The sequence below is a fragment of the Streptomyces sp. NPDC045470 genome, assembly GCF_040646595.1.
Taxonomy (GTDB): domain Bacteria; phylum Actinomycetota; class Actinomycetes; order Streptomycetales; family Streptomycetaceae; genus Streptomyces.
Genome location: NZ_JBEZAN010000056.1, coordinates 1 through 2,709 on the forward strand (window position 1 = coordinate 1; position 2,709 = coordinate 2,709).

Sequence of the window (2,709 nt, forward strand, 5' to 3'; positions counted from 1 at the left end):
CAGCAGACCGCGGACCTGACGTCGACACGGCAGAGGTGAACACCGAGTCCCGCCGCCATCCTCGACGCCTCACCGCTTACCGTGCACGAGGTCGTAAAAGTCGTCCCGTAACTGATGGGGCCGCTGGGACGTTGATCGGGGCATGGGTGGGGTGATGTCAGCAGACGATCCGAAGTGGATCGAGCCGTTCACCGGGCTGAGTCCGGCACAGTTCAACCGCGTGGTCGCGCTGGTGCGTCGTCGTGGCGGTGACGTCCAGCGAGGCCGGCCGTGGCGGTTGCCGCTGGAGGACCGGGTGTTACTGGTTGCCACGTACTGGCGCACGAACCTCACGTTGCGGCAGGTCGCGCCGCTGTTCGGGATCTCCAAGTCGGCCGCGGACCGGATCCTGGACCACCTCGCGCCGCTGCTGGCGATCTCACCGGCCCGCCGCAAGCGCGAGGACACCGTCTACATCGTCGACGGCACCCTGATTCCCACCCGGGACCGCAGCGTCGCCGCTTCCAGCAAGAACTACCGGTACTCGACGAAGCTGCAGGTCGTCATCGACGCCAACAGCCGCCTGGTCGTGGCCGTCGGCGATCCCCTGCCCGGCAGCCGTAACGACTGCCGGGCCTTCACCGAGCCGGGTGTCGACATCGCCTGTCGAGGCGTTTGGGTGCTCGCCGATGGCGGATATCAGGGCACCGGCCTGCTCATTCCTCACCGCCGTCGACGCGGGCAGGAAACCCTGAGCCCGCAGCAGGAAGCCGAGAACAAGGTCCACCGCAAGGCCCGCGCACGCGTCGAGCACGCCCTGTCCCGCCTGAAGAACTGGAAGATCCTGCGGGACTGCCGCCTCAAGGGCAGCGGCGTTCACCAGGCCATCCTGGGCATCGCCCGCCTCCACAACACAGCCCTCACCGGATAATCCCCACCCCATACGGGACAGCCTTTAGCTAGAGATCGTCTTCAAAGGGTCGGATCCAGAGCAGGAGTGAGGCGATGGTGACGGTGGCTTGGTAGGACTCGCGGGCCTTGTCGTAGCGGGTGGCCAGGCCTCGCCATTGCTTGAGTTTTTGGAAGCAGCGCTCGACCACGTTGCGTTTGCGGTAGATCCGGCCGTTGAAGCCGGGTGGCCGGCCGCCCCTGGAACCTCGTCGCAGACGGCCGGTAGCCTGATCGATCCGTTCGGGGATGGTGTGTGCGATGCCTCGTTGCCGCAGGTAGCAGCGGATCTTGCGGGAGCTGTATCCCTTGTCGGCGATCAGATGGTCGGGGCGGGTACGCGGCCGTCCCGGCCCCAGCCGTGGGACCTGGACGTCGGCCATCACGGCCTCGAAGCGGGTGCAGTCGTTGGTGTTCCCGCCGGACAGGACGAAGCCGAGGGGCCGGCCCCGGCCGTCGCAGGCCAGATGAATTTTGGTGCTCAGTCCGCCCCGGGACCGGCCCAGGGCGTGATCTGCCGCTTCGTCCCGGTCGACGGCCCCCTTTTACCGCCGGCGGCGTGCTGGTGAGCGCGCACGATCGTGGAATCCACCGACACAAGCCACTCGATGTCCCCGGCAGCGTCCCGCTCGGCCTGGACGGCCCGCAGCATGCGAGAGAAGGTGCCGTCCAGAGCCCAGCGGCGAAACCGGGTGACAGGGTCTGCCAGGACCCGTACCGCTCGGGCACATCCCGCCAGGCACAGCCCGTACGCAGCTTCCACACGATGCCGTTCAGCACCACCCGGTCATCCACCCGGGGCCGGCCGGCTGTCCCGGACTCGGGTAACAGCCGTGACAGCACGGCCCATTCAGCATCGGAGAGTTCATGACGGGCGTGTGCGGGCGGCCGAGCTGTTCGGTCAGAGGCGTTCGGGTGTGGAGATCGCGCGGATGCTGGGCGTCAGTGAGGAGAGTGTGCGGCGCTGGAGACGGGTCTGGGAGGAGGGCGGCGTCGATGCCCTGCGTCGGCGTCCGGCCACCGGTCGTCCGCCCAAACTGGACGATGCTCAGGTCGAGCGGGTGCGGGCCGCGCTGGAGCAAGACGCCCAGGCGCATGGTTTCGAGGCTGATCTGTGGACGCTGGAGCGGGTCGGCCTGGTCGTCGGGCGGGGGACCGCAGTGCCCCTGTCGCGGGCGTCGGTGTGGCGGTTGCTGACCGGCCGGCTCGGGTGGAGTCTGCAACGGCCCGAACGGCGGGCGGCCGAAAGGGACGAATCCGAGATCGCCCGCTGGATCGCGCACGAGTGGCCACGGATAAAAAAAGGGCGGTGAACACAGGTGCCTGGATCGTCTTCCTTGACGAATCAGGTGTGTCGCTGCTGCCACAGGTCCGCCGCACCTACGCGCCTCGCGGCCGCACACCTCTCCTGCGGCACCGGCTGAACTGGAAACGCGCCTCGATGGCCGCAGCCCTGGGATACCACGCAGCCGACGCCGGTCGAGGTCCTCGGTTGTGTTTTCACCTCAAGCCCGGCAGCTACGACACCGCCGGGCTCATCGAGGTCCTGGAGCAGGTGAAGGTGTTCTACCGCGGTGAGCGGGTGGTGCTGGTGTGGGACGGGCTGTCCGCGCACTGGAGCCGGGACATGCGGGCCTGGGCCGCCGAGCAGGACTGGCTGACCCTGGAGCGGCTGCCCGCCTACGCTCAATGCTGCTGACTTTATGCCTGGGTGGTCGTTGAGTTGGTGTGGCTGGTGTGCGGGCAGGTGGGGGTGGTCGGGTTGCGGACAGGATCGCGTTG

Annotated in this window: 3 protein-coding genes and 1 pseudogene; 3 read left to right on the top strand and 1 reads right to left on the bottom strand. The window is 68.0% G+C overall.

Features of this window, described 5'->3' with window-relative positions; translation table 11 throughout:
• The first annotated feature begins 142 nt into the window (after window positions 1–142).
• The gene (locus AB0A97_RS41580; RefSeq protein ID WP_361161297.1) at window positions 143–910 is read left to right on the top strand and encodes a transposase; all 768 of its coding nucleotides are present in this window, start codon (window positions 143–145) and stop codon (window positions 908–910) included.
• Window positions 911–938: 28 nt separating this feature from the next.
• Here the strand turns inward: AB0A97_RS41580 and AB0A97_RS41585 are convergent.
• Window positions 939–1,770 (bottom strand): annotated as a pseudogene (locus AB0A97_RS41585) (IS5 family transposase).
• A 74-nt stretch (window positions 1,771–1,844) separates the two neighbouring features.
• Between AB0A97_RS41585 and AB0A97_RS41590 the strand changes: the two are divergent.
• A complete protein-coding gene (locus AB0A97_RS41590) occupies window positions 1,845–2,240 on the top strand; it encodes a helix-turn-helix domain-containing protein (protein WP_361161300.1) in 396 nt (131 codons plus the stop codon).
• On the top strand, window positions 2,237–2,626 hold the full coding sequence (locus AB0A97_RS41595) for a transposase (RefSeq protein WP_361161303.1): 390 nt from the start codon (window positions 2,237–2,239) through the stop codon (window positions 2,624–2,626). The genes AB0A97_RS41590 and AB0A97_RS41595 overlap by 4 nt, the downstream gene beginning before the upstream one ends.
• Window positions 2,627–2,709: the final 83 nt, after the last annotated feature.